The sequence below is a fragment of the Methylobacterium sp. Leaf399 genome (assembly GCF_001424525.1).
Classification (GTDB): Bacteria; Pseudomonadota; Alphaproteobacteria; order Rhizobiales; family Beijerinckiaceae; genus Methylobacterium.
In genome coordinates this window covers 48113-71470 of record NZ_LMQK01000032.1, presented here as the reverse complement: position 1 = coordinate 71470, position 23358 = coordinate 48113, and the positions used below count along the sequence as shown (strand labels likewise).

Below are 23358 nucleotides of genomic sequence, written 5' to 3'. Positions count from 1 at the left end.
TCGTGGGCAGAACCGGGCGCCGGCAGGCAACATATCGGGAGAGGCTGGATGAGCGACGCGCACCTGATGACCGTGGCGGGGATGCGGGCCTGCGATGCCCATGCCATCGCCGGCGGCATCACCGGCTTCACCCTGATGCGCCATGCCGGCGGCGCGATCGCCGATCGCGCCCGCGCGCTCGTCCCCGACGACCACCCGATCCTCGTCCTGTGCGGGCCCGGCAACAACGGCGGCGACGGTTTCGTGGCCGCGCAGGAGCTCGTCGAATCCGGCTACCGGGTCGCGCTGCACCTGCTCGGCACCGTCGAATCGCTCGCAGGCGACGCGGCGCTGGCCGCCGCCGCTTGGTCGGGCGGCGCCGATCCCTTGGAGGCGATGGGCGATCCGGCCGCCTACGGCCTCGTGGTCGATGCCCTCTTCGGTGCGGGCCTCGCCCGCGACGTCGAGGGTGTGGCCGCCTCCGCCATCGCTGCGGTGAACGCCTCCGGCGTCCCGGTCCTGTCCGTCGACGTGCCCAGCGGCGTCGACGGCGATACCGGGGCGGTGCGCGGCCTCGCCGTGCAGGCCACCGAGACCGTGACCTTCGTGGCCCTCAAGCCGGGCCACCTGCTCGAACCCGGCCGGTCCCTGTGCGGGACGGTCCATGTGGCCGCCATCGGCAGCGGGCGCGCCGCCCATGCCGAAGGGCTCGCCCGGTCGGGCCCGGCCATGGTCCGCAACGGGCCGGAGCTGTGGCTGGCGCACCTGCCGCGGCTGACGGCGTCGAGCCACAAGTACACCCGCGGCCATGCGGTGGTGCTGTCCGGCCCCGCCTATCGCACCGGGGCGGCGCGTCTGGCCGCCAGGGCGGCCCTTCGCGTCGGGGCCGGCCTCGTCACCCTCGCCTCGCCGACCTCGGCGCTGCCCGAGAACGCGGCCCACCTCACCGCGATCATGCTGCGCGCCAGCGACACGGCCGACGATCTCGACGACCTCCTCGTCGACGAGCGCCTCAACGTCGTCCTGGCGGGGCCAGGCCTCGGTATCGGCGAGGCCACCCGCGATCTCGTCGCGGTGGCGGCCGCCGTCGGGCGCGGCCTCGTCCTCGATGCCGATGCGCTCACGAGCTTCAAGGGACAGGCGGCCTTGCTGGGCGCCCATGTGGCCGACGGCGGCGGGACCGCCGTGCTCACCCCCCACGAGGGCGAGTTCGAGCGCCTGTTCGCCGACACCGACGCGCTCGAGGAGGGCCTGTCCAAGCTCGACCGGACGCGCCGGGCGGCGGCCCTCGTCGGCGCCGTCGTGGTGCTGAAGGGGGCCGACACGGTGGTGGCCGCCCCCGACGGACGGGTGGCGATCAACGACCACGCCAGCGCGCATCTGGGCACCGCCGGCTCGGGCGACGTGCTCGGCGGCCTCGTCGCCGGGCTGCTGGCGCAGGGGATGCCGGCCTTCGAGGCGGCGGCCGCCGCCGTCTGGCTGCACGGCGACGCCGGGCTGCGGTTCGGGCCCGGCCTCATCGCCGAGGACCTGCCCGAGATGCTGCCGACGGTGCTGGCCGCCCTCGCGGGGGAATGACCCCTGAACGACCCGCTAAAGGTTGCGCGACAGCATCAGCGGCTGGCTGCGGGCGGCACCGGCGCGGCCGTAGGGCGAGGGCGCGTTCGACGGCATGCCGTAGACGGTGGCCACCCGCGACCGGCTCATCTCGGTGGCCAGGGTCTTGACGAGGCCCTCCGCCACCGAGCGGGCGGTGGCGAGCACGATCTGGTTGGTCTCGACCACCCCGGTGAAGCGCCGGTGCGCGGCCTTGAGGCCCTCGATCCCCTCGGGCGCGAAGCGTGCCAGCGCGATGGCGTTGGCTTTGGCCGCCTCGAGCCCCTGGAGGTAGGCGCCCATCAGCGCGGTCTTGCGCTCGACCGCGCCGAGGCCGTCGCGCAGGCGGCCCTGGCGGACCAGGGCGGTCTCGGCGTCGAGCACGGCTTCCAGCGCCTGGAGATCGGCCATCACCTGCGCCACCAGGGCGATGGCGCCCTGCCGGTCGCCGATCCGGACCGTGCGGGCGTCGTCAGGCTGCGCCACGGGAGGCCTCCTGCATGCGCATCATCTCGCGAAACACCTGGTCGCCGATGCCGACGCCGCCGCTCTTCACGATCTGGCCGGCGTATTCCTTGGTCAGCATCGAGCGGTAGACGCCGCCGCCGGTGCCGTTCTCGCCCAGCGGCCCGTCGGTACCCTCCGAGGCGGTGAGCTTGTCGAGGGTGTTCTCCAGGAACATCGTCTCGAACTCGGTGGCGGTCTTGCGCGCCTTGGCGGCCGACTTGCCATCAAGGGCCGACTTGCCATCGAGGGCCGATTGCGATTCGGCGAGGCTTTTCGCCTTGCCGTTGCCGCTCAGGCCCGCGGCCAGGTCGCCGACGATGGCTTTGCCGACGCCGATGGCGGCCGAGACCGCGAAGGGGGCGAGGATCATGACGGTGACCTGCGGTGGACGGGAAAAGGGACGGTCGTCATCGGCTCACATCACCTCGATGTCGGCCTGGAGGGCGCCGGCGGTCTTGATCGCCTGAAGGATCGAGATGAGGTCGCGCGGGCCGATGCCCAGGGCGTTGAGGCCGTCCACCAGCTCGCGCAGGGTGACGCCCTCCTTGACCAGGGCGAGCTTGTTGCCGTCGCCGGTGTCGACCCGCACCCCGGTGCGCGGCACCACCACGGTCTGGCCCTGGCTGAGGGGGGCCGGCTGGCTCACCTGCGGCTGCTCGGTGATGGTGACGGTGAGGTTGCCCTGGGCGATCGCCACCGTGGAGACGCGCACGTCGCGGCCCATCACGATGATGCCCGAGCGCTCGTCCACCACCACCCGCGCGGTCTGGTCGGGCTCGACCTTGAGCTGCTCGATCTCGGTGACGAGGCGGATCATGTTGCCGGTGTACTTGGCCGGGATCTGCAGGGTCACGGTGGCCGGGTCGGTGGGCTCGGCGGTGTCGGCGCCCATGAAGTCGTTGATGGCCGCCGCGATCCGCTTCGAGGTGGTGAAGTCGGGGTTGCGCAGGGACAGGCGCAGGGTGCGCATGTCGTTCATCTTGAACGCCATCTCGCGCTCGATCATGGCGCCGTTGGGCACCCGCCCGTTGGTGGGCACGCCGCGGGTGATCTTGGCCGCGTCCCCTTCCGCCGAGAACCCGGCGATGGCCACCGACCCTTGTGCCAGGGCATAGACCTCGCCGTCGGCGCCCAGCAGCGGCGTCACCAGCAGGGTGCCGCCCTGGAGCGACTTGGCGTCTCCCAGCGACGACACCGTGATGTCGATGCGGTTGCCCTGCGTGGCGAAGGGCGGCAGGCTCGCCGTCACCATCACCGCGGCGAGGTTCTGCGTGCGCATGGTGGCGCCGCGGGTGTTGACGCCGAGGCGCTCCAGCATCGACTGGAGGGACTGGCGGGTGAAGGGGATGTTGTTGAGGGTGTCGCCGGTGCCGTTGAGGCCGACGACGATGCCGTAGCCCACGAGCTGGTTCTGGCGCACCCCCTCGATCGAGGCGAGGTCCTTGACCCGCGACAGGGCGGAGGCGGAATCCGCCAGCCCCAGCAGCATGGCGACCGCCAAGCCGAAGAAGCGGATGAGGGAACGGGACGTCGTGGTGGCCATGGTGCCTGACGCGGGTTGAGCGGGTCGCCCGGTCCAGTCTGCCAGGAGCATGCCAACCGCCGGGTTAATCCATCCCCTTGAAAGAGAACGATTTCTTCCGTCCGCTCCTTTCCCGGCGAAAGCAGGCCCCCTCGCCTTTCCTGCCGACCCGGCAGCTTCTGCCGGGTCGTTTACGACCGGTTAACCATGCCGCGCCGATGGTGACCCCCAGAGACGGGGCGTGCGCCCCGCGAGGACCGGCTGACCCATGCGTGTCGACACCCGCTTCGTCGCCCAGGCTGCGGGGCCCGCCGCGAACGGGCGCCGGCCGGAGGCCGCGGCCTTCGCCCTCGGCGGATCGCAGCCCGCGGCCCCCTCGGTGGGAACCCCGCCCGCGGCCTCGCTGGCCGGGCTCGACGCGATCCTCACCCTCCAGGGCCAGACCGAGACGCCGATGGAGCGCCGCCGCCGCTCGACCCGGCGCGGCCACGACCTCCTCGACGGCCTCGACCGCCTCAAGGCGGCGCTCCTGACGGGCCGGGTCTCGACCCGCGACCTCCAGGCCATCGCCGGCCGCCTCTCCGACCGGGCGGCCTCGAGCGGCGATCCCCGCCTCGACGGCCTCGTGGCCGACATCGAGCTGCGGGCGGCGGTGGAATTGGCCAAGCTGCAGATGGGGCGCGGGGTCTGATCCACGTTTCGGTTGATCGCCTGCGTGTCGGGCGAGAACTCCCACCCACTCACCTCATCCTGAGGCGCCCGCGGAAGCGGGCCTCGAAGGAGTCCTCCAGAGAGAGGTGCGGTCTCTGGAGAGCACCGACAAGCCAGCCGGAAGACCATCGAACCGCACAAGGATGACGGGTTCAAAGGCCGGCTCGATCGATCGTTCCGTGTCGCCCCGAGGACGAAGCCCTCGCCGGTTCGGTCTCCGCGCCGTTGACGCCCGGCCCGTGATCTTCGACAAGGCGCGCGATGCGAACCGGCGGCCGACCGGCGCGCCCGCCTTCGGCCCCGATGCTGTTCAACGCGTTTCCCTTTCTCCTCGCCTTCCTGCCGGCCGCGCTGATCCTGCACGGGCTCGCCGCCCGCTTCCGGCCCGAGTGGCGGCTTCCCGTCCTCCTCGTCCTCTCGTTCGTGTTCTACGGCTGGTGGGACGTGCGGTTCGTGCCGCTGCTGGCCGGCTCGATCGGCGTGAACTGGCTCGTGGCGCGGCTCTTTCTGCGGAGCGGCGCGGGATGGCTGATCGCGCTCGCCATCGGGGCCAACCTCGTCGTCCTGGCGTCGTTCAAGTACCTGAACTTCTTCGCCGGTCTGGCGAACCTCGTCCCGGGCGTGGCGCTGCCGCAGGCCGATCTCGTCCTGCCGCTGGGGATCTCGTTCTTCACCTTCCACCACGTGATGTACCTGGTGGACCTGCGCGCCGGCCGGGCGCCGCCCTACGGCCTCGTGCGCTACGCCCTCTACATCGCCTTCTTCCCGCAGGTGCTGGCCGGCCCCCTCGTGCGCTGGCGCGAGATCATGCACCAGTTCGACGAGGCGCCCTATGCGCGCCCCGACGCCGCCGAACGGTTCGGGCGCGGCATCCTGCTCCTCTGCGTCGGCCTCTCGAAGAAGGTCTTCCTGGGCGATCCCCTGGGCGCCGTGGTCAACCCGGTGTTCCAGGCGGCCGCCGCGGGGCAGGCCGTCACCATGGCCGAGGCCTGGCAGGCGGCGCTCGGCTTCACCTTCCAGATCTACTTCGATTTTTCCGGCTACACCGACATGGCGCTCGGCATCGCGCTGCTGTTCGGCATCGTGCTGCCGCAGAACTTCGACGCGCCCTACCGCGCCGCTTCGCTCCAGGATTTCTGGCGGCGCTGGCACATGACCCTGTCGCGGTTCCTGCGCGACTACCTCTACATTCCCCTCGGCGGCAACCGGTATGGCCTTACCGTGCAGTTCGGCGCCCTGTTCGCCACGATGACGCTGGGCGGCCTCTGGCACGGGGCCGGCCTCACCTTCGTCGCCTGGGGCGCCGCCCACGGCGTCGGGCTCGGCGTGGCCCTGCTCTGGCGCCGGGCCGGGCTGCCGATGCCGGCGCTGCTCGGCTGGGCGCTCACCTTCCTCTTCGTCGTGGTCACCTGGGTGTTGTTTCGCGCCACCAGCTTCGAGGCGGTGGCGGCGATCTACAGGGGGATGGTGGGTCTCGCCCCGCAGGGCTCGGGCTTTCGCTGGCGAACCCTGGTCCTGGCCGCGGCGGTGGCCATGCTCGGCCCCACCGCCTGGGTCGCGGTGCAGCGGGTCCAGCCCTCCCGCCTCGCCGCGATCCTGAGCGCGCTGCTGTTCGTGGTCCTCCTCCTGAAGATCGGGGACGATGCGAACTACGACTTCATCTACTTCCAGTTCTGAGCGATGGCCGTGACGTGGCGCGCCTTCGCGGGATGGTTCGGCGGCGCCGCCGCCGCGATCCTGTCCGGCTACCTGCTTCTCGCCTTCCTGGTCGATCCCTACGACAGCGGCCGTTCGCCGGTCTCCACGGGGGTCGGCGTGCGCCCGCAGGGGCCGCGCACGGCCGTGGCGAGCCGCGGGCGCGACACCGCCTTCGCCGGGGCGGTGATCGGCAACTCTCACATCCAGCTCGTCTCGCCCGAGCGCTTGGGCGAGGCCACCGGCATCCCGTTCGTCCAGCTCTCGGTGCCGGCGACGAGCCCGGCCGAGCAGTTCGCGATTCTCGCCTGGTACCTGCGCCACCACCCGCAACCGGAGGCGATCGTCATCGCGCCCGACGAGTACTGGTGCACCGACGACCCGGCCCTGCCCAACCCGAAGTCGTTCCCGTTCTGGCTCCTGTCCGACTCCGCCACGGCCTACCTGCGCGGGCTCCTGCGGTTCTCGGTGGCGCAGGAGGTGGTCAACCGCCTCGGCCGCGCGCTGGCGCGCGATCCGGCCCGCGCGCCGCCGGACGGCTGGTCGGACTACGAGCCCGAGTACCTCGGGCTCGCCGCGGGCGATGCCCGGCAGGCCGCGGCGCAGGCGGCCCAGCGCGATACCCCCGCCCCGCAGACCCCCGACCCCGGCCGGGCCGGGCCCGGCTTCCCGGCCGCCGAGCGTTTCGCGCATCTGGCCGGCGGCCTGCCCGCGAGGACCGCCCTCGTCGTGGTGTTCCCGCCGATCGCGCCCGCCGCCCTGGCGCGGCCCGGCACCGCCCGCCATGCGGCGGAGGCGGCCTGCAAGGCGGCGATCGCGGCGGCGGCCCGCGTCCACCCCCGCACAGCCGTCCTCGACTGGCGCCGGCCCCGGCCGGACCTCGACGATCCGTCCCAGTTCTTCGACGCTGGGCACTACCGCCACCCGGTGGCGCGACGCCTCGCCGATGCCGTGGGCGCGGAAATCCGCCGTTTGGTCGCCCGCAAGGAGGGTGGCGGCCCCCCGGCACAGCCGTGACGGGTTTGCCGCAGGGGGCGTCTCATCGGCCCCGACGGGGAGGTTGAGACAAAGCAGTGCGTTGTGGTGGAGGCAGGGCTCCATTATAGGCTCGCGAAACATCGCCGCAGACCGGCCGCGACGGGTTGGCGAAGGGTTGTCAGGATGGCGAAAGTCACGATCGAGGACGGTTACGTACCCACCGAAGCCGAGCCGTTCATGAACGACCGGCAACGGGAATATTTTCGTCGCAAGCTGCTCGGGTGGAAAAGCGAGATCCTGCGCGAGGCGCAGGACACGCTGGTCGCTCTCCAGAGCGAGAACGAGAACCACCCCGACCTCGCCGACCGCGCTTCCTCTGAGACGGACAGGGCGATCGAGCTGAGGGCGCGCGACCGCCAGCGCAAGCTCACCGGCAAGATCGACTCGGCGCTGTCGCGCCTCGAAGACGGCACCTACGGCTATTGCGAGGAAACGGGCGAGCCGATCTCCCTCAAGCGTCTCGACGCCAGGCCCATCGCCACGCTGTCCCTCGAAGCCCAGGAGCGTCACGAGCGCCGGGAGCGGGTCTACCGCGACGATTGAACCGGACCCGTCCCGTGGATCGGTGCGGGTGGGGCTGGAACGCGAGACCTGCGGCGGACTATGTGCATGGCCAGCCACAAGGACCCGCATACGGGTCCGGCCAGGAGGACACGCCATGACGCTCAGCCCGATCCGCCTCAGCGGCTTTCTCGCCATCGCCCTCCTCGGGCCGGCCTCGGCGCAGCCCGTGGCTCCGCCAGCCGAGGGGTCCGCGGCCCAGCAACTCGACCTGCCCAAGCTCGATCCCAAGCGCAACAATGCGGTCCGGCTCGCGGGACTGGTCGGGTTCGTCAATGAATCCTGTCCCGACCTGAAGCCCGATTACGAGCGGTTCAAGCAGGTGCTGTCCCGCCTCGGCGTCGATCCGGCCGACCTCGAAGGCAACGAACTGCGCCTGCACGCGATGTCCTACATCGAGGCCTATCGGAAGGACGTGCCGGCCAATTGCGCCCGCGCCGTGCAGAACTTCGGCGAAGCCGGCACCACCGTTCCCGGCCTGATCGGCAAGCGCTGAGGCCGGCGCCGGCGGCGCTTTCGGCGGGTCCGTTCACCGTGTCGACGTCGTCTGGCCGGGCGACGCGATTTCGAGACGCCGCCGGATGTCGGCGTTAGGCGCCCGTTAGCCTCGATCGGGGAGAGTCCCTTCCAGAGTGTGGCGTAAGGCGGCGTGTCTCCGGTGGGGGCCGTCGCCATCGGGTTTGGCGTTCAGCGATGGGTCTCGGTGCCGGTATCGCGACAGGACGGGGGCGGCTTTGCGCCGTTGTCCTCCTCGCGATTCTCGCCGCCTTCTCGCGGGGGGGGGATGCCGAGGCCGCCAAGCTCCTGGCGGTGAAGGGCCAGCAGGCCGACCGCTACGGCCGGATCGTCCTCACCTTCGACAGCCAGGTCGCCGTGAAGGCCACCGTCTCCGGCTCCGTGATGGTGGTGCGCTTCGGGGAGGCGAGCCCGTCGGGCCCCGAGCGCATCGCCGCCGAGATGCAGGATTACGTGACGGCGGTGCGTCGCGACCCCGACGGGACCGGCATGCGCATCGCCCTGCAGCGCCCGTTCCGCCTCAACGTACAGAGCGCGGGCGAGCAGGTGTTCATCGATCTTCTCACCGAGGCCTGGTCGGGCCTGCCGCCGCCGCTGCCGCCCGAGACGGTGGCCGAGCTGTTCCGACGCACCAAGGCCGCCGAAGCGGCCCTGCGCGCCGCCATGCCCCCGCCCGAGCCGCGGCGCCTCGTCCTCGAACTGTCCCATCTGCCCACGGTCACCCGCCTCAGCCTGCGCCTGCCGCCGGAGGCCGCGCCGCGTTTCGAGCGCATCGGCGAGGCTGAAACCCGCCTGTCGATCCCCGGGGCCTGGCGCATCGACGATGTCGCCGCGCGGGGCCGCACCAAGCCGGCCATCGAGGCGCTGGCGGTGGAGACCGACGTGACCGGCGCCCGCCTCCGGGTGACCCCGGCCGCCGGCTGGAGCGTGCGCACCGACCGCGACGAGGACGGCGTCACCCTCGACGTCGTGCGCACCGATCCGTCGGAGCCGGCCAGGTCCATCGCCATCGCCAATCCCCTCGTCACGGCCAAGGCCGCCGCCCAGGCTCCCTCGCCCGCGGCCCAGGCTCCCTCGCCCGCCGCGGTCAGCGCCGGGGCCCAGCCGCCCGCACAGAAACCCGCCGACGAGATGCGCCCCGTGCCGGCGCCGAGCCCCGTGGCGGTGGTGCGGCCCGATGGCCCCGGCCTCGCCTTTCCGTTCAAGCGGCTGCCCCCGGCCGCCCTGTTCGAGCGGGCCGGGATCGCGACCTTGGTGTTCGAGACGACCGAGCCGGTGCCAGCGCCCGCGACGGAGCCGCCGTTCGTGAGCGTCGGCCCTCCCCTGCGCACCGCCGGCGTCATCGCCTTGCGCTTTTCGGTCCCCCGAGACCGCCTCCTCGACCTCGTCCCGATGGGGAGCCCCGAGGCGCCCACCGGCTGGGAACTGGTGGCGGGGGAGAACCTGTCGGCCAGCGAGAACCTCCAGGTCACGCGAAGATCCGAATCCGTCGGACGACTCGCCGTGGCCGTCAACCTGCCCCGCCCCGGCAGCGCCACCTGGCTCGACCTCGACGGCGAGCGGGTCGCCGTGGTCACCGGCCACGGGCCGAGACCCGCCAGCATCCCCAAGCGCCAGCTGTTCGTGGACTTCGAGATCCTGCAGAGCCGCCAGGGCGTCGCCGTCCTCGCCCAGGCGGACGACCTCCTGGTGCGCCCCGACATCGACGGCGTCGCCATCGCCAGGGAATCCGGCATGGCCGTTTCCGGGGTGGCGCGGGCCCTCGATCCGGTCCTGGCCGCGGTCAACGACCTGGCGGTCGAGCGCGGGCCGTGGGAGGCCTCGCGCAGCGCGGGCGTCAGGGACCTCCTCGTCGAGCAGTCGCAGGCCGCCGCCGGCGCCGCCAGGCCCGCCCGCGGGCCCCTGCGCCTCGTCCTCGCCAAGACCCTTCTCGCCAACCGCTTCGACCTCGAGGCCCTGGGCGTCCTCGGCGTGGCTGCGGCCGAGGACCCGGTGATCGCCGGGCAGCGCGACGTCGCGATCCTCACCGGGATCGCCCTGGCGCGGACCGATCGCGCCGCCGAGGCGCGGCGCATCTTCGGGGCCGAGGCGTTCAAGCGCGATCCCGAGGCGCGGCTCTGGTCCGCCTTCCTCGACGCCAAGGCGGGCCGCTGGAAGGAGGCCGATGCCGGTTTCCGGGCCACTGCCGACGTCCTCGATCGCTATCCCGACGACCTCCAGGCGCAGTTGCGCGCCGGCGCGGCCGAGGCCGCCGTGGAGACCGGCGACTGGGAGACCGCCTCGCGCCAGCTCACCACCGCCGCGGCGCGGGCGGCGGACCGCCTGATCCAGGACCGGATCGTGCTGCTGCGCGCCCGCGTCGACGAGGTCACCGGCCAGACCGCCGCCGCCTTCTCCGCCTACGAGCGGCTGGTGGACGCGGCCGTCGAGCCCGTCGCCGCCGAGGCGACCCTGCGCGCCGCCGTCCTCGGCCAGGCGCTGGGCAAAATGCCGACGCCCGAGGCCATCGAGCGCCTGGAGCGGCTGCTCCTGACCTGGCGCGGCGGCGACGTCCAGTTCCAGACTATCGCGACCCTGAGCCAGCTCTACAGCCAGGCCCGCCAGTGGCGCCAAGCCTTCCTGGCCGCGCGCCGGGCCGAAGCGCTCGCGCCGGATTCCCCCCTCGCCCGCACCCTGCACGCCTCGGCCCAGGCGCTGTTCGACGACCTCTTCCTCGGCGAGCGGGCCTCCCTCGTCTCGGGGGTGGAGGCGCTGGCCCTGTATTTCGACTTCAAGGAGTTCGCCCCCATCGGCCGGCGCGGCGACGAGATCGTGCGCCGCCTCGCCGACCGGCTGGTTCAGCTCGACCTGCTCGATTCCGCGGGCGAACTGCTGCAGCACCAGGTCGACCACCGCCTGACCGGTGCGGCCCGCGCCGGCGTGGCCGCGCGCCTCGCTTCGATCCGGATCATGGACGAGAAGCCCCTCCTCGCCCTCAAGGTCATCGACGCCACCTACGCGCCCGAGCTGCCCGAGGACCTGCGCCGCGCCAGGGCGCTCCTGCGCGCCCGCGCCCTCTCCGACCTGTCGCGGACCGACCTCGCCCTCGAGACGATCGAAGGCGAGACCGGGCCCGACGCCTCGCGCCTGCGCGCCGACATCCTGTGGAGCGGGCGGCGCTGGCGCGAGGCCGGCGAGGCGCACGAGGCCCTGGTCGGCGAGGCCTGGCGCGCGCGCACGCCTTTGGAGGACGCCATGCGCGCCGACGTGATCCGCGCCGCCGTCGCCTACGGCCTGGCCGGGGAGACCCTGGGGATCGAGCGCCTGCGCGCCAAGTTCGCCGGTGCGATGGCCGAGAGCGCGGACGCCCGCACCTTCGCGCTGCTCACCCAGCCGAACGCCGTGCGGAGCCAGGGCTTCCGCGAGGTGGCGCAGAAGGCCACCAGCGCCGAGACCCTCAAGGCCTTCCTCAAGGAATACCGCAAGCGCTACCCCGACACCGCGGTCCCGCCGCGCGGCCAGCGCGACGGCGAGGCCCGCGCCGCCGTCCAGGGCGAGGCCCCCGCGGTGCCGCCCGGTTGAGCCAAGCAGGTTTCGCAAGAGTGGTCACCGGTTTTGCGTCGAAAACCAGCGACAGACCAAAGACCTCGGCAGGGTGAAGCGTTGGCCTGCCAACGCGAATCTTCTGAGCTGCTCAGATCGTCTGGTTGTAGGCGCCCACCTGCGGGTTCTCGCGCAGCACCGCGTCCACCGCCTGGAACATGGCGTGCAGGCGCTCCTTCGAGGCGGGGCTCTCGATCACCACCACCAGTTCCGGCTTGTTGGAGGAGGCCCGCACCAGGCCCCAGGTTCCGTCCTCGGTGGTGATGCGCACCCCGTTGACGGTGACGAGCTCGGTGATCCGCGAGCCGGCGATCGGCTCGCCAGCGTCCTTCATCGCGCGGAAACGCTCGGTGACGCGCTCGACGACGCCGTACTTGGCCTCGTCGTCGCAATGGGGCGACATCGTCGGCGACCCCCAGGTCTTGGGCAGCGCCCGGTAGAGGTCGGCCATCGAGCGGTCGGGATTGCGGTCGAGCATCTCGATCACCGCGATGGCGGTGAGGAGACCGTCGTCGTAGCCCCGCCCGATCGGCTCGTTGAAGAAGAAGTGGCCGGATTTCTCGAACCCCGCCAGGGCACCGAGTTCGTTGACCCGGCGCTTGATGTAGGAATGGCCGGTCTTCCAGTAATCCGTCTTGACGGCCAGCGCCTGGAGCTCGGGGTCGGTGAGGTAGAGGCCGGTCGATTTCACGTCGACCACGAAGGTGGCGCCGGGGTGGAGCTTGCCGAGGTCGCGCGCCAGCATCACCCCGATCTTGTCGGCGAAGATCTCCTCGCCCTCGTCGTCGACCACGCCGCAGCGATCGCCGTCCCCGTCGAAGCCGAGGCCGACGTCGGCACCGGTCTCCTTCACCTTGGCGGCGATGGCATGGAGCATCTCCATGTCTTCCGGGTTCGGGTTGTAGCGCGGGAAGGTATAGTCGGGCTCGACGTCGAGGGGGATCACCTCGACGCCCAAGGCCTCCAGCAGTTTCGGAGCGAAGGCCCCCGCCGTGCCGTTGCCGCAGGCCGCCACTACCTTGAGCTTGCGCGAGATCGGCTTGGCGCGCGCCTGGAGGTCGGCGAGATAGCTGCGCGCGAAACCCTCCACGAACTCGTAGGCGCCCCCGTCGCGGTACCGATAGGTGCCGCCCAGCACGATCTCCTTCAGGCGCCCCATCTCCTCCGGGCCGAAGGTCATCGGGCGGTTGGCGCCCATCTTCACGCCGGTCCAGCCGTTGTCGTTGTGCGAAGCTGTCACCATCGCGACACAGGGGCAATCGAGGGCGAACTGCCCGAAGTACGCCATCGGCGACAGGGCGAGGCCGATGTCCTTCACGCGCAGACCGGCAGCCTGCATGCCGGCGATGAGGGCGAGCTTGATCGAGGAGGAATAGGCCCGGAAATCGTGGCCGGTGACGATGTCGGGCCGCACGCCCATCTCGTGGACCAGCGTCCCGATCCCGAGACCGAGGGCCTGGACCCCCATCAGGTTGATCTCTTCGGGGAACAGCCACCGCGCGTCGTACTCGCGAAAGCCGGTCGGCTTCACCAGGGGCAACTGCTCGAAGGCGAAGGTGTTGGGCGTCAGCGCAGCGGACGGTTTGGGAAACATCGCAATGGCCCTCTGGCTCGTCTCTGTCGTCGATCGCCACTCACGGACCGGGCCCTACAGGAACCGTACCGTGAGGGAAAGGACGGTCGGAGCCCGCGGTAGCGCCGGGGCGCCCCGGTGCCGTCCGGGGCCGTGCCTCGCGACCCGCGGGGGGATCGGCCGGCCGCGTCGAACCACCTATCTCTTGCGAACCACGAATCGCTCGAGCATGAGGCCGAGCGTCAGCGACACGCACACCCAAAGAACCATATACGTGTAATCCACGCTGAAGCCGATGTTCGGCTCATACGCCAATCGCATCCACTCGATGATCTGTACGAGTGGATTGTATTTCATGATGGCGTATATTTTTTCCGGCAAAAGGCTGGGGAGGAAGAAGACTCCGCTGGTCGCGTACATGATGATGCTGAACAGGACGTAGCCCATCGCCCAGGCGGGGAAGAACGACACAATGCCGACGTTGATCGTACCGATGCCGATGCCGAGCATGATCGCCATGGTGTAGGCCTGGACGGCGACGAACGGATCGGCCGGCCGTGGATCGTATCCGAGCGCGATCAGGATCGCGAAAACAATGAGAAGTCCCAGGAATCCCGTCACGATCTCAACGACGATACGGGCGAACAGGACGTCGATCAGCTTGACCTGGGGATAATAGGTCAACGGCTTGTTCATCATGACCGACTTCATGACCTCGCGCGAGATGTACTGGAACATCAGGCAGGGTACCGCACCGGACGCGATGAACATCGTGACCGGGAGGCTCATCGGCGAGGGCATGTGACGGAACGTATAGATCGCCACCAGCATGAAGATGTGGACCACCGGCCACAGCACCACGATGAAATAGCCGAAATGCGAGCCGCCGAACCGGGTGCGCATGTCGCGCAGCATCAGGGCGCGCATGACGTGGAGGTAGACCTCGCGGTTGCTGCGCCGGGCGCCGCCGATCGTGCTGTCGGGAACCATGGGGCCTTTTTGTCCGGGGGGCGGCTCGTACCCGTTGCGGTGGCTCACGAAGGCGACCGAAATGTGATGCCCGCCCGGCGGGCGACCCCGGTCCAGGCGCTGCGGCATTGAATTCGCCCGGCCACGTTGGCATATCGCGCCCGACCCTGAGGGTGGTGAGGAGACCGAATTTTGAATGAGAGCGTGGAGCGGCACGAATTCGGTGCCGAAGTCGGGCGGTTGTTGGATCTCGTCGTCCACGCCCTGTATTCCGATCGCGAGATCTTCCTGCGCGAACTGGTGGCCAATGCCGCCGATGCCATGGATCGCCGCCGCTTCGAGGCCCTGACCGATTCGGCGTCCGCGCTTCCGGCCGATGCCAAGATCAGGATCGTCCCCGACAAGGACGGGCGGACCCTGACGATCTCGGACGCGGGTCTCGGCATGTCGAAGCTGGATCTGACGCAGAATCTCGGCACCATCGCCCGCTCGGGAACCCGCGCCTTCAGCCAGTCCCTGGCGCAGGCCCCGGCCGAGGACAAGCCCAGCCTGATCGGCCAGTTCGGCGTCGGCTTCTACTCGGCGTTCATGGTCGCCGATCGGGTGAGCGTGACCTCCCGGCGCGTGGGCGCCGACGAGGCCTGGACCTGGGCGTCCGAGGGCCAGGGCAGCTTCACCCTCGAGGCCTCCACCCGCTCCGAGCCGGGCACCGACATCGTGCTGCATCTCAAGGCCGATGCCGACGAATACCTCGAAAGCTACCGGCTCGACCACGTCGTGCGCAAATGGGCCGACCACATCACCGTGCCGATCGCCATCGTCAGCGAGGGCAAGGAGGAGGCGGCCAACCAGGGCACGGCCCTGTGGCGCAAACCGAAATCGGAGGTCAGCGAAGAGCAGTACGCCGAGTTCTATCGGCACGTCGGCTTCAACTTCGATGCGCCTTGGGCGACGCTGCACTGGCGGGCCGAAGGCGCGATGGAGTTCGCCGCCCTGCTCTTCGTACCCGGCATGAAGCCGTTCCAGGCGGTGGAGGGCGAGCGCGCCAGCAAGGTGCGCCTGCATGTGCGCCGGATGTTCATCACCGACGAAGCCGAACTGCTCCCGAGCTGGCTGCGCTTCGTGCAGGGTGTCGTCGACACGGAGGACCTGCCCCTCAACGTTTCCCGCGAGATGCTTCAGGCGACCCCGGTGCTCGCCAAGATCCGCCGGGCCGTCACCGGCAAGGTCCTGTCCGAGCTGACGAGCCGGTCCAAGGATGCCGAGGGCTATGCCGGCTTCTGGGAGAACTTCGGCCCGGTCCTCAAGGAGGGCATCTACGAGGACCAGGAACGCCGGGACGAGATCGCGCCGCTGCTGCGGTTTCGCTCCTCGGCGATGGAGGGTTGGACCTCCCTGACCGACTACGTCGCACGCATGAAGGACGGGCAGGAGGCGATCTACTATCTGGTCGCCGACGACGCCGATGCCCTGGCGAACTCGCCTCAGCTCGAGGGGTTTCGCGCCCGCGGGGTCGAGGTGCTGCTGCTGTCGGACCACGTCGATGCGTTCTGGCCGGAATCCCTCGGTCGCTTCGCGGACAAGCCGCTGCAATCCGTCACGAAGGGGACGATCGACCTCGCGGCCTTTGCCGGTGCAGAGGCGCAGGAGAGCGTCGGTTCGGTCGAGGGACTGGTGGCGGCCCTCAAGCAAAGCCTGGGCGCTGATGTGTCGGACGTGCGCGCCACGGACCGGCTCGTCGAAAGCGCGGTCGTGCTTTCGGCGTCGGGGACGGGGCCGGACCTGCAGATGCAGCGGTTGCTGCGCCGGGCCGGTCGCGGTGCCGGCGGGCTGCCGGTGCTCGAGATCAACCCGCGCCACCCCCTCATCCGGACGCTCGCCGAACGGATCGCGGGCGGCGGCGAGGTGGGAGAGGCCGCCGGCACGCTCCTCGACCTCGCCCGGATTCAGGACGGCGACACCCCGCGCGATCCGGTGGCCTTCGCCCGACGGGTCGCGGCTGCCCTCGCCGCCGACCGGTGAACTGCCGGGCGCGGCGCCTCGCGGTTCGGCCCGGCCGCCGACGGGCGTCGGTGGCTGGCCGATGAAGGTGCTGGTGCCGACCGTCTACGACACCCGGGGCGGATCGACCCGGGTGTTGCTGGCGAGCGCGGCGGCGTTGCGCGCCGAGCATCGGGTGGTGGTCCGGGCGCCCCTCGCCGAAGCGGACGATCCGGCCCCTGCCCTGTTCCCGAGCCGGCCCCTCGTCGGCCTGTGGCGCAAGCTCGCCGTGCTGCCGCGGCTCGGCCGTCTCGTCCTGCGCGAGGCCGTGGCCCTGCGGCGTCTCCGGCCGGACCTCGTTCACGTCCACGACGAACCCTCCCTCTACGTCTACGGCCTCGCCGCCCGGCTGGTGCGCCCGCGCCCCCGGATCCTCTGGCATCTCCACCTCGACCCCTCGCGCGGGAGGCTGGCGGCCCTTCGGGGGCGTCTCGCAGACGCCTGCATCACCATCTCCTCCCACATCTCCGCGCCGACGGGACTGCCGGCGAGCCTGATCCGCAACCCCCTCACGCTCCCCGACGCGATACCGGAGGCGGCGCACGATCCCTTGTCCTCCATGGCCGTGGTCGGAGCGATCTACCCGCAGAAGGGGCAGGATCTCGCGATCCACGCTCTGGCGGCCCTGAGGCGGGACCCGGCGGGCGGGGGCGCCCGTCTGACCCTGATCGGGCCGGAACTCGATGCCGCCTATGCGGCGCGCCTCCGGGCGACGATCCATGCGCTCGGATTGACTGCCGCTGTGGACTTCGCCGGCCCCCGCGCGCCCGCCCGCGCCTTCGAGGGTGTCGGGCTCGCCCTGTTCCCTTCCCGGTCCGAGATCCAGCCCCTGGCGCTGGCCGAAGCCCTCGCCCGCGGACTCCCGGTCGTGGCGTCCGACATCCCGGCCCACCGCGTCATGATTGCGGAAACCGGCGGAGACCCCCGCGGCCTCTGCCGGGAGGATGCCGAGGCGATGGCCTCGGCGCTTCTGGATGCGGCTTCGGCGGCACCGCCCGCCGGGCTCGCTCAGCGCGTCCGGGACCTCTATTCCCCCCACACCTTCGCGACGGACCTCCTCGCCCTCTACCGCACGATCGCCCCTCGGGCCCGGTCGTGACGGCTCTCCGGGCCGGCGTCACGCGCGACCCGTCTTTTTGCGACTTGTGAGGCAAAGACCCTTCGTGCTAGGCACCGCCGGTCTCAGAGAGACACCTCGCGGAGAGGTGGCGGAGTGGTCGATCGCACCGCACTCGAAATGCGGCATGCCTGCAAGGGCATCGGGGGTTCGAATCCCCCCCTCTCCGCCAGTTATCACTGAAATCTAAGGGGAATTTGGCGCTTTCGCAGCCCAACCCCACCATCTACCCCACCAGCCGTCAGATATCGGCGCCGACCGCCGCGCCCACAATCGCCGCCCTCTACGTCCAGCCGGACGGCTGCTATGCCGACCTCCCCGGCGTCGAGGTGTGGGACCAGGCGCGCGATGCTCGGACCTACGCCGGGCCGCATCCGGTGGTCGCGCACCCGCCCTGTCAGCGATGGGGCCGCTTCTGGCATGGCAGCACGCGCAAGCCGCATCAGTACCTGCTAGGCGACGACGAGGGCTGCTTTGCCGCATCTCTTACTGCGGTGCGTCGGTGGGGCGGTGTCCTTGAGCATCCGGCCGACAGCCACGCCTGGGCAGCCTACGGCCTCAACCGCCCGCAGCGGATCGGCAGATGGATCGCTGCCGACTTTGAGGGTGGCTGGACCTGTCACGTCGAGCAGGGGCACTACGGGCACTTCTCGCGCAAGCCGACGTGGCTCTATGCGGTCGGCGTCGACCTCCCCGACCTGATCTGGGGCGCCGGCCCGCAGCGCCTGCACCCGATCGCCCTTGAGCGTCATGGCTACGCCAAGGCCCGCCGGATCGGCATGGCCGCGATGATCGGCGGCAAGGACAAGACCCGGATACGCGAGGCCACCCCGCCCGCCTTCCGCGACGTGCTGATCGGGATCGCCCGGTCCCTCCCCTCCCCCAGCATCTCGGGAGGGAACTGAGATGGGCGAGCTTGAGGACTACCGCACGCCGGAAGGCTACGGGACGACCGCGGGCCGGTGCCTGACGTCTGCCGAGATGGAGGCTTTGGTAGCCCCCTGGCGCGAGGCGGTGCGCGCCCTTGCGGACGCTTTGGCCGACGAGGTCGAGTCCCAGGTCGGGCGAGAACTACGGGCGAATGATCTGCCGAGGGAATGGCATGTCGCCCAACGGCTGCTATCCGCTCCCCTCCCCGCCCTCCCCCGCTCGGAGGCGTGCTGATGGGCGAGCTTGAGAACTACCGCACGCCGGACGGCGACGCCGATACCCTGCAAGCCGATCTGAGCGAGCTTCTAGCCATGCTTGGGATGGGAGATCATGCCCGCCCGCAATCGCCGCACGAGGTGTTTCAGGAGGCGTTGACGGAGCTTCGAAAACGGCTTGCCCCGCGCGCCCCAACGCTTTCCGGCCCGCGACGTGAGAAAGCCCACGCCATTGCCGAGGCAGCGGCGAACAGGTGGGGCAAGTTTGATGATCGTTCCGGCGTCGGCTGGCTGGTCGATCAGATCATATTCCTCAAGACCGAGGATGACGACCGTATGGTCGCGTGGGCGAACCGTTCGGTCGAGCAGGTCCAAGACAGTTGCTTCACCGAGGTCGACCGGCTGCGCGCCGGTATAGCCGACGTCCTAGCGGTCTGTGAAAGCGACGCCCGCGATCAAGACCACAACGGCGGCACGACGAGCGATAAGCGACTGAAGGCGTACACCGAAGGCCGAGGAACGGCCTGCCGAGGCATTGCGGCTCAATTGCGCGCGCTTGTTGATCCCTCCCCCTCCCCCGAAAGGACAGACCCATGACCAGGAGTGATGCAGCCGCGCTTGATCGGGATGCCGTCGTGAAGCCGGTGGCCTTGGCCCTTAGCGCCGAAATCCGCCGCCTGTTCGGCCGCGCCATCGAAGAGGACGGGCGGATGTGCGACGCTCAAGACCCGGTTGATGACCTCTGCGACGAGGTCGTTTCCAGGGTGCTGGCCGCCTTCGCTGCTCTGACGGGTGACGACCCGCTGCGGGATATGTCGCGCCTGCGGCATGTCAAAAGTGGCGGGCAATACACGGTACTCGCTCGCGATGCGCAGATCCAGACAAGCGCGCCGCTGGCCGACTATGCCCACGTCGTCGTCTATCGAGGCGACAACGGCATGACGTGGGTGCGGCCGGTATCCGAGATGGACGATGGTCGGTTTGAGCCGGTCGCTCCCCCTTCCTCTCTCTGCCAGGGAGGGGCTTGAGGCGATGGGGACTTGGTCTGACACCGCCTACCGCGTCATCGCAGAGGTAACCCCTCCCCTAGCTCTCCCCGTCCTTTGAGACGGAGGGGGGGCTTGCGAATAACAACGAATACTATTGACGCCCCAAGTCATCATCCGTATAACTCAACTAAGGAAATAGGAAAGACGGTGATGACCAAGCAGAACCCCAAGCAAGACCCCCAGGACCACGCCGAGCCCGGCACCTGGAACCGGGAGGTCGACCGGCAGACCCGCCGGATCATCTCCCGGATCGGCAAGACCGAGCGCCCCGCCTACCGCGGCGGCCGGGAATACGCGATGCTACCGGAGGAGAGGGTGTGATGGGCGAGACCAAAACGATGCGGTGCGACGCTTGTCGGCATTGGGGAAATGAAGTGACGCACGTCGAGCTTGGCTTCATGCTTAGAGAATGCAACGCGGTCCCGATGCTATGGGATGCCACCGAGTACAAAAGGGCCGACGATGAAGACCCCTGTAGTTATGGCAGGGTGCTCTTAGACGAGTACAAAAACACCATGGCGTTTGTTCAGGACGGCTCTGACTACAAGGCTTTGGTCTATACAAAGCCGGAATTCTTCTGCGCCAATTTTGAGCCCGCAACAGAAGCATGACGATGATCGCCGACGCCCTCGCCGAGCCCTGAGCCCCCATGTCGATCACCCCACCCCTACGCATCCGGCCGACCGGAGAGGGCATGAAGTTTTCCGACTTAGAATTTAAGCCGCATCGCCGGGCCGCCCGCCACCCCGGCAAGACGCACGCTCGCGCCGTCTTCCCTAACGGAGAAACGGTCAGTGTCGTGTTCACCCCAAGCGATCCTAGCGGCCCCAACGATGAGCCCTACGAAGTTCTGTCGTCAAACATCGACGGCGAAAGCGGGGACGGCATTTTCTACTGCGCCACACCGGACGACGTGCAGACGATCATGGATCGGACAGCGGACTGACTGGAAAACGACCGTTTACCACGAGGACGAACCCGGCCGCCGCTCCGAGACCAAGCGCGTCTCACGCGATGAGGCCGTGCGGATTGCCCAGGCGATCGCGCGGGCGTTGACGGAGTTCTGTGCGGAAAATGCAAAGAAGCCCGGCCCGCCGTGATGGCGAGTCGGGCTCTGGTAGAACGGGAATAGTGGGTGAGGGTCAGCGTTCGGCAATCTCAAACTCCACGGTCAACCCTCCCGGCTCGATGGGCCAAATGTAGCGGTGCACGGCGTTGCAGGCGTACCAGGGGAACGTCTGAAAGATCGCCTTGCCCGGCACGAAGTAGGCCGGCACCTCAAAGGTCTGGATGATCGTCTGCGGCTCGCCGAGAGGGGCCGGCGCCGTCTCGAAGTCCACGTCTTCGACCAGCTTGCGGTGATTGGCCGAGTCGAACATCTGCCGATCCGAGTGGATCTTGCAGGACCGCATGTAGGTCAGGACCGTGCGGATTTGCAGGCGCCCGCCGATCTCCACCGTGGGTGTCAGCACCTCGACGCTATCGACCCGGATGGGTGAGCGCCGGTCCGCGAGGTAGTAGCTCGTGAGCGTTGCCACAGTCAGGATAGCGCCACTGATGAGCGCGAGGCTCAGGTAGGCGATGCAGCGCCAGATCATCGCGGCATATTCCTGAAAAAGGAGAAGGCATCCCACCCGAACTTCGCGGTCGTGACCGCGTAGCCGATCAGCATCACCGCCACGCCGCCGACCCAGGCGAGCACCTTGCCGGCGGTGCGGCTCGACACGACGAACTCAATCGTCGCGTCGAGGTTCTTTAGCTCCTTGTCGCTCTTGCCTTCGAGCCACTTCCGGGTGTGCTCGGGCAGGTCGGCGTAGGTCTTCGGGGCGGGCTTCTGAAGCACGTCGAGCGCCGCCGCATACTTGGCCTCGAACATTTTCAAATGGGCTTGGAAGGCAGCCTCCCTCGCCTCCTGCGCAATGGCCGATCGGTTGTCATCCATGGCTACTCACAACACGAGCGGACGGGCAGAGGCGGCGTTCGACCACCGGATCAGCGATCGGTCATCGGAGCGTGAGGCAGCTTCTGGATCACCGGGGCCAGGGTGTTCGCCTCGGTCGCAGCGTCTTCGAGGTTGAGCTTGCGGAACACGATCTTGGCCAAACCCGACTCGCCGCCGGCCGCCTCAATGGCCTTGGCCGGGGCTGCATCGACCGCGTACTGGATCGCCTTGGCGATGACCTCGGAGCCGACGTTGATGGACAGCTTACCGTCCTTCACCGCGCCGGGCACCGCGTTGATGGCGTACTCAGTGACGGCGTTGGCCATCTGCTCCACGCGGCGCTGCGTCAGGAACAGGGCGGCCCACGGGTAGGTCTTGCGCAGGGCTGCGATGAGGTAGGCGCCCACGGCCGGGATAATGGCGGTGAGCATGATCTCGCGCACAAGGGCGAGCCAGGGCGCGGCGGTGAGTTCGACGGTGGTGGGCGAGGCCGCTATCGTTTGCGCCATGGCTGCGGCAGGCAGTAGCAAGAGGGCGGCGAGCGCGAGAACGGCCAGACGTCCGCGCCGTGCCTGCCGAACAATGCCCAGCACCGCCAGTGTGGTGCCCATGGCTATAGCGCCGAGAAAGGCCAGCCCCACCGCGAGGGCGTGCGCACCACCTCCTGGTTCATGGGAAATTGTCGCGCCGGCCAGAGCGGGAGAGGCGAGGACACAGACAAGTGCCAGCGCCGCGAGAACGATGCGGATCATGGTGGGTCTCACGATGTGGGGGAGGATCTGAGGGTTGGCTCAGCCGAACCAGGGCCGCGACAGCCACGAGGCCAGCCGCGAGCCCCAGGATGGAGCAGAGACGACGGCGGGCGGTGGCAGGACAGGCGCGGGCGGTCGCGGGGCCGGGATGTCCGGCGGCGCCGGCAGAGGCGTCGCCGGGACCGACGACGAAATAGTCGGCATGGGAGCCGGCGGGATCAGAACGGGCGGCGGCGAGGGCAGCGGCGTCACGGTGACAGGGGGCGTGGGGACGGCGACAGAGACCCCGCCGGGCCTGTAGCCGGCGGCCACGAGCCCATTGCGGAACGCCCTGGCATGGCCGCCGATCTCTCCCGCGCGGTCCTGGCCGTTGATGATGCGGCGGGCACCGGTCCAGTCGGCCTTGCCCGGCCCGAAATAGTCGGCGAGCTTGCGGCCCGTGAACCAGCCCTCGCGCGTGCCGACGAAGAGGATGGCCGCCGCGATGTCGGGGTGCATCGCGAGATCCGGCGTCGCCTCCAAGTCCTGGCTGCGGTCGATCAAGCCGAGATCGCGCAAGCGGCTGGTGGCCCGGCGATAGTTAGACCGGCCCGTTAGCTGGACGTAGCCGCGCCCGCAGAACTTGGCGCCATCGCCCGGCGAGAGGTTGCCCAACTCGCGGGCCTTGGCCGGGCGCTCGCCCGTGATGTCGTACATCCGGGTGTAGTAGAGCGGCCCGCCCATCTCCTTGATCGGGAGCATCGACCAAGCCGTCTCCACAGGAGCGGTGCCGAGGCAGTATGCGAGGTGATCCAGCGGCGTGTCGGGCGGGCAGGCGTCGAGGATGGCTTCCATCCCCGTCACTTGGCTTGCCGTCAGGCGAGCAGGGAACGGGTCCAAGCGCACAGCCGCGAAGAACGCGGCCCGGTCAAGGGCAGCAGCCATAGGGTCGTCTCCGATGTCGGTGGTGGTCGTGGCTCGGGCCGGGTGGCGAGCAGGCGTGGGAAGGCGTAGAAGTTTTCTCGGCGCATGTGCGGCCCGAGGCGCTGACACGCTTCGGTGGCCGTAGCCTCTGCGGGGATGGG

24 protein-coding genes and 1 tRNA gene are annotated in these 23358 nt (G+C 69.7%); 16 read left to right on the top strand and 9 right to left on the bottom strand.

Features of this window, described 5'->3' with window-relative positions; translation table 11 throughout:
* Positions 1-48 precede the first annotated feature (48 nt).
* The gene (locus ASG40_RS16650) at positions 49-1557 is read left to right on the top strand and encodes an NAD(P)H-hydrate dehydratase (protein ID WP_055888257.1); all 1509 of its coding nucleotides are present in this window, start codon (positions 49-51) and stop codon (positions 1555-1557) included.
* Between the two features lie 15 nt (positions 1558-1572).
* Here ASG40_RS16650 and ASG40_RS16645 read toward each other — a convergent pair whose 3' ends face one another.
* Genes ASG40_RS16645 through ASG40_RS16635 form a run of 3 tightly spaced genes read right to left on the bottom strand, consistent with a single transcriptional unit; the run spans position 1573 to position 3571 of the window.
* Positions 1573-2061 carry a hypothetical protein gene (locus ASG40_RS16645; RefSeq protein WP_055888255.1) on the bottom strand — a complete coding sequence of 163 codons (489 nt, stop codon included), beginning with the start codon at positions 2059-2061 and terminating at the stop codon, positions 1573-1575.
* Positions 2048-2452 (bottom strand): rod-binding protein, encoded by a 405-nt coding sequence (locus tag ASG40_RS16640; RefSeq protein WP_055888254.1) that lies wholly within the window; start codon positions 2450-2452, stop codon positions 2048-2050. The genes ASG40_RS16645 and ASG40_RS16640 overlap by 14 nt, the downstream gene beginning before the upstream one ends.
* Before the next feature lie 45 nt (positions 2453-2497).
* Positions 2498-3571: a flagellar basal body P-ring protein FlgI gene (locus tag ASG40_RS16635; protein WP_056286497.1), complete on the bottom strand. Its 1074-nt coding sequence runs from the start codon at positions 3569-3571 to the stop codon at positions 2498-2500.
* 301 nt (positions 3572-3872) lie between these two features.
* Between ASG40_RS16635 and ASG40_RS16630 the strand changes: the two genes are divergently transcribed.
* From ASG40_RS16630 to ASG40_RS16605, 6 genes are all read left to right on the top strand, one after another.
* Positions 3873-4295, top strand: coding sequence for a flagellar assembly protein FliX (locus ASG40_RS16630; protein ID WP_055888252.1), 423 nt, complete (start codon positions 3873-3875; stop codon positions 4293-4295).
* Positions 4296-4618: 323 nt separating this feature from the next.
* The gene (locus ASG40_RS16625; protein ID WP_055888250.1) at positions 4619-5992 is read left to right on the top strand and encodes an MBOAT family O-acyltransferase; all 1374 of its coding nucleotides are present in this window, start codon (positions 4619-4621) and stop codon (positions 5990-5992) included.
* Positions 5993-6001: 9 nt separating this feature from the next.
* Positions 6002-7027, top strand: coding sequence for a hypothetical protein (locus ASG40_RS16620; RefSeq protein ID WP_244480648.1), 1026 nt, complete (start codon positions 6002-6004; stop codon positions 7025-7027).
* A gap of 144 nt (positions 7028-7171) precedes the next feature.
* On the top strand, positions 7172-7591 hold the full coding sequence (gene dksA, locus ASG40_RS16615; protein ID WP_055888248.1) for an RNA polymerase-binding protein DksA: 420 nt from the start codon (positions 7172-7174) through the stop codon (positions 7589-7591).
* Between the two features lie 115 nt (positions 7592-7706).
* The gene (locus tag ASG40_RS16610; protein WP_244480647.1) at positions 7707-8105 is read left to right on the top strand and encodes a hypothetical protein; all 399 of its coding nucleotides are present in this window, start codon (positions 7707-7709) and stop codon (positions 8103-8105) included.
* Positions 8106-8302: 197 nt separating this feature from the next.
* Positions 8303-11686 carry a hypothetical protein gene (locus tag ASG40_RS16605; protein WP_055888247.1) on the top strand — a complete coding sequence of 1128 codons (3384 nt, stop codon included), beginning with the start codon at positions 8303-8305 and terminating at the stop codon, positions 11684-11686.
* Between the two features lie 112 nt (positions 11687-11798).
* Here ASG40_RS16605 and ASG40_RS16600 read toward each other — a convergent pair whose 3' ends face one another.
* Both ASG40_RS16600 and ASG40_RS16595 read right to left on the bottom strand, forming a co-directional pair.
* On the bottom strand, positions 11799-13301 hold the full coding sequence (locus ASG40_RS16600; protein WP_055888245.1) for a phosphomannomutase/phosphoglucomutase: 1503 nt from the start codon (positions 13299-13301) through the stop codon (positions 11799-11801).
* Positions 13302-13478: 177 nt separating this feature from the next.
* Positions 13479-14510, bottom strand: a complete 1032-nt coding sequence (locus tag ASG40_RS16595) for an ABC transporter permease (RefSeq protein WP_338011783.1) — start codon at positions 14508-14510, stop codon at positions 13479-13481.
* Between ASG40_RS16595 and htpG the strand changes: the two genes are divergently transcribed.
* The 9 genes from htpG to ASG40_RS16555 all read left to right on the top strand — a co-directional run bounded on the left by htpG (position 14442) and on the right by ASG40_RS16555 (position 20546).
* Positions 14442-16271, top strand: coding sequence for a molecular chaperone HtpG (gene htpG / locus ASG40_RS16590; RefSeq protein ID WP_055888242.1), 1830 nt, complete (start codon positions 14442-14444; stop codon positions 16269-16271). The two genes, ASG40_RS16595 and htpG, sit on opposite strands and share 69 nt — an antisense overlap.
* Before the next feature lie 61 nt (positions 16272-16332).
* Positions 16333-17388 (top strand): glycosyltransferase, encoded by a 1056-nt coding sequence (locus ASG40_RS16585; protein ID WP_055888240.1) that lies wholly within the window; start codon positions 16333-16335, stop codon positions 17386-17388.
* 100 nt (positions 17389-17488) lie between these two features.
* Positions 17489-17578, top strand: a tRNA-Ser gene (locus ASG40_RS16580).
* A gap of 25 nt (positions 17579-17603) precedes the next feature.
* On the top strand, positions 17604-18311 hold the full coding sequence (locus tag ASG40_RS16575) for a hypothetical protein (RefSeq protein WP_244480646.1): 708 nt from the start codon (positions 17604-17606) through the stop codon (positions 18309-18311).
* Between the two features lie 258 nt (positions 18312-18569).
* Positions 18570-19148 carry a hypothetical protein gene (locus ASG40_RS16565; protein ID WP_055888236.1) on the top strand — a complete coding sequence of 193 codons (579 nt, stop codon included), beginning with the start codon at positions 18570-18572 and terminating at the stop codon, positions 19146-19148.
* Entirely contained in the window at positions 19145-19579 is a 435-nt protein-coding gene (locus ASG40_RS16560; protein WP_055888234.1) for a hypothetical protein, read from the top strand. The genes ASG40_RS16565 and ASG40_RS16560 overlap by 4 nt, the downstream gene beginning before the upstream one ends.
* Before the next feature lie 171 nt (positions 19580-19750).
* Positions 19751-19921: a hypothetical protein gene (locus ASG40_RS21345; RefSeq protein ID WP_156387783.1), complete on the top strand. Its 171-nt coding sequence runs from the start codon at positions 19751-19753 to the stop codon at positions 19919-19921.
* A complete protein-coding gene (locus tag ASG40_RS21340) occupies positions 19921-20211 on the top strand; it encodes a hypothetical protein (RefSeq protein WP_156387782.1) in 291 nt (96 codons plus the stop codon). The genes ASG40_RS21345 and ASG40_RS21340 overlap by 1 nt, the downstream gene beginning before the upstream one ends.
* Positions 20212-20294: 83 nt before the next feature.
* Complete coding sequence (locus ASG40_RS16555; protein WP_156387781.1) at positions 20295-20546, top strand: hypothetical protein; 252 nt, start codon at positions 20295-20297, stop codon at positions 20544-20546.
* Positions 20547-20742: 196 nt separating this feature from the next.
* Here ASG40_RS16555 and ASG40_RS16550 read toward each other — a convergent pair whose 3' ends face one another.
* Genes ASG40_RS16550 through ASG40_RS16535 form a run of 4 tightly spaced genes read right to left on the bottom strand, consistent with a single transcriptional unit; the run spans position 20743 to position 23218 of the window.
* On the bottom strand, positions 20743-21198 hold the full coding sequence (locus ASG40_RS16550; protein WP_055888230.1) for a hypothetical protein: 456 nt from the start codon (positions 21196-21198) through the stop codon (positions 20743-20745).
* A complete protein-coding gene (locus ASG40_RS16545; protein WP_156387780.1) occupies positions 21195-21542 on the bottom strand; it encodes a hypothetical protein in 348 nt (115 codons plus the stop codon). Before ASG40_RS16545 ends, ASG40_RS16550 begins: the two co-directional genes overlap by 4 nt.
* A gap of 50 nt (positions 21543-21592) precedes the next feature.
* Positions 21593-22294, bottom strand: a complete 702-nt coding sequence (locus tag ASG40_RS21335) for a hypothetical protein (protein WP_156387779.1) — start codon at positions 22292-22294, stop codon at positions 21593-21595.
* 39 nt (positions 22295-22333) lie between these two features.
* Positions 22334-23218 carry a hypothetical protein gene (locus ASG40_RS16535; RefSeq protein WP_210168796.1) on the bottom strand — a complete coding sequence of 295 codons (885 nt, stop codon included), beginning with the start codon at positions 23216-23218 and terminating at the stop codon, positions 22334-22336.
* Between the last annotated feature and the right edge of the window lie 140 nt (positions 23219-23358).

Coding starts and splice junctions, on each gene's coding strand:
- ASG40_RS16650 (WP_055888257.1), top strand. CDS start 49: ATGAGCGACGCGCACCTGATGACCGTGGCGGGGATGCGGGCCTGCGAT.
- ASG40_RS16640 (WP_055888254.1), bottom strand. CDS start 2,452: ATGATCCTCGCCCCCTTCGCGGTCTCGGCCGCCATCGGCGTCGGCAAA.
- ASG40_RS16635 (WP_056286497.1), bottom strand. CDS start 3,571: ATGCTGCTGGGGCTGGCGGATTCCGCCTCCGCCCTGTCGCGGGTCAAG.
- ASG40_RS16630 (WP_055888252.1), top strand. CDS start 3,873: ATGCGTGTCGACACCCGCTTCGTCGCCCAGGCTGCGGGGCCCGCCGCG.
- ASG40_RS16625 (WP_055888250.1), top strand. CDS start 4,619: ATGCTGTTCAACGCGTTTCCCTTTCTCCTCGCCTTCCTGCCGGCCGCG.
- dksA (WP_055888248.1), top strand. CDS start 7,172: ATGGCGAAAGTCACGATCGAGGACGGTTACGTACCCACCGAAGCCGAG.
- ASG40_RS16610 (WP_244480647.1), top strand. CDS start 7,707: ATGACGCTCAGCCCGATCCGCCTCAGCGGCTTTCTCGCCATCGCCCTC.
- ASG40_RS16605 (WP_055888247.1), top strand. CDS start 8,303: ATGGGTCTCGGTGCCGGTATCGCGACAGGACGGGGGCGGCTTTGCGCC.
- ASG40_RS16600 (WP_055888245.1), bottom strand. CDS start 13,301: ATGTTTCCCAAACCGTCCGCTGCGCTGACGCCCAACACCTTCGCCTTC.
- ASG40_RS16585 (WP_055888240.1), top strand. CDS start 16,333: ATGAAGGTGCTGGTGCCGACCGTCTACGACACCCGGGGCGGATCGACC.
- ASG40_RS16565 (WP_055888236.1), top strand. CDS start 18,570: ATGGGCGAGCTTGAGAACTACCGCACGCCGGACGGCGACGCCGATACC.
- ASG40_RS16560 (WP_055888234.1), top strand. CDS start 19,145: ATGACCAGGAGTGATGCAGCCGCGCTTGATCGGGATGCCGTCGTGAAG.
- ASG40_RS21345 (WP_156387783.1), top strand. CDS start 19,751: ATGACCAAGCAGAACCCCAAGCAAGACCCCCAGGACCACGCCGAGCCC.
- ASG40_RS21340 (WP_156387782.1), top strand. CDS start 19,921: ATGGGCGAGACCAAAACGATGCGGTGCGACGCTTGTCGGCATTGGGGA.
- ASG40_RS16555 (WP_156387781.1), top strand. CDS start 20,295: ATGAAGTTTTCCGACTTAGAATTTAAGCCGCATCGCCGGGCCGCCCGC.
- ASG40_RS16550 (WP_055888230.1), bottom strand. CDS start 21,198: ATGATCTGGCGCTGCATCGCCTACCTGAGCCTCGCGCTCATCAGTGGC.
- ASG40_RS16545 (WP_156387780.1), bottom strand. CDS start 21,542: ATGGATGACAACCGATCGGCCATTGCGCAGGAGGCGAGGGAGGCTGCC.
- ASG40_RS21335 (WP_156387779.1), bottom strand. CDS start 22,294: ATGATCCGCATCGTTCTCGCGGCGCTGGCACTTGTCTGTGTCCTCGCC.
- ASG40_RS16535 (WP_210168796.1), bottom strand. CDS start 23,218: ATGGCTGCTGCCCTTGACCGGGCCGCGTTCTTCGCGGCTGTGCGCTTG.